This window comes from Corynebacterium spheniscorum, assembly GCF_900113445.1.
Taxonomy (GTDB): domain Bacteria; phylum Actinomycetota; class Actinomycetes; order Mycobacteriales; family Mycobacteriaceae; genus Corynebacterium; species Corynebacterium spheniscorum.
On record NZ_FOPJ01000024.1, the window covers coordinates 1 to 1,636 of the forward strand.

1 protein-coding gene is annotated in these 1,636 nt (G+C 54.2%); it reads left to right on the plus strand.

What is annotated here, in order from left to right; translation table 11 throughout:
* Positions 1-629: 629 nt before the first annotated feature.
* Positions 630-1,636, plus strand: a 1,007-nt coding sequence (locus tag BMZ01_RS10925; protein ID WP_177180166.1) for an Ig-like domain-containing protein, incomplete at its 3' end; no start/stop codon positions are given.

A 1,636-nucleotide genomic window follows, 5' to 3' on the forward strand; every position in this document is an offset into this window, starting at 1 on the left:
CGCCAACAGCACACTGACCCTAGCCATCGCATCGATGCTCAGCGTCGCAGGCCTCACCGTACTGCTCGCCGCACTACGCCGCCGCAACACCTAAATTCAACTGAGTTCTATCGCCTCAATCTAAATTGCAAGGCAAAAAGGGCGCTACCCTCTCTCCGCGTCAGCGGATGGGGTAGCGCCCTTTTCTATGGCTTAAGCTGCGAAGGACCCTATTCCCTACCCTATTGAATTATTCACTGACAATAGTTATTATGAATCATTCGGAAATCCTTAAGTCAATCTACACTTTCGAAATACTACAACTGTTGGAACAGCAAAGTGTCGAAGTAATCTAGGCGCCCTCCACTAGAGCAATCGTACGTGAGCGCACAAAACGCCAAACCCTTGTCAGCCACCCCCGCCCCAAGCCACCAAACCTGCAAAAGCGGAGCGGATAAGGAAAAAGCGAGCAGCGCCACCAGCCCTAGGAAACACAGCTGGCGCATGACATCGAAAATCTACCATTCTCTAAGTATCTCAATAAGTACAGTTAAGTACATTACCCCCACCTATGTCTTTAGGATTGATTCCGTCAACCTAGATTGTTAACTTATAGGTGTCATCATAAATCCCACAGAAAGGACAGCTCTGTGCGTTCCTCCTTCCGTAAAGCCATTGCGACTCTCGCAGTGGCAGGCCTCAGCTTCACCGCAGCCCCCTACGCCTTCGCTGATGAACCCACCCTTCAGCAACCTCCGGTACTGGTGGAGCCAGAGAATCCTGATCCTGGTTTGATCGGGCCTTTCTGTGGTCACCATGAAAAGATTAAACCGCTGGCTATGCCCACTGAGGCATCCTTCTTAATGAGCGACGGAACCACCAAGATTTTCCCTATCACGCTCTTCAAGAGTAGGAACAGCACCCCTATGACCCAAGCCGAGTGGGAGCGAATCATGCATGACCCCATCCTTGATCCCGATGCTTGGGGCGATGGAGTAACGGGTACTGTTTGGGTGCAAATCAACGACCGAGAAGACACTAGCTTCCGAGACGATGCCTTCCAGTACACTTACCGCTTCGAGCGCCTCATTATTTGGGCTCAAGATGATATCAATGTTGAGACACCCGTCGGCACCCCACCAGAACTGCCCAGCACGGTCCAGGTCTACATTGAAAACGAAGGCATGACCTATGCCGACTTCGAGGATGACGATCCCCGACACTGCGCCAACCCCACAGCGGAGGGCTGGCGAACCGTGGATGTTGTGTGGGATGAGATCTCTTCCGAGGATCTGAAGGAGCCCGGCACCTTTACTGTGGGCGGTACGATCACCGTTGACGGTATTGAGTGGGAACGTACGGGTGGGGAAGGTATGTGGGGTGAAGAACCAGGTGAGGACTACGGTTTCGACGCTCTTGCAACGGTCACCGTAGTTGATCCGCCGACTACCACCAGCACCCCTCCAACTACGGCTACCTCGACTGAACCAACCACCGAGACCACGGTCACCCCGACCACTTCGACTGAAACCAGCACCACGGTCACCCCGACCACTTCGACCGAAACCGGCACCGCGCTGCCGACGACGACCGAAAGCAGCACCACAGCACCAGTCGAACCCGAAGAGACCACCACCCCGGCTCCTGGATTCGACGC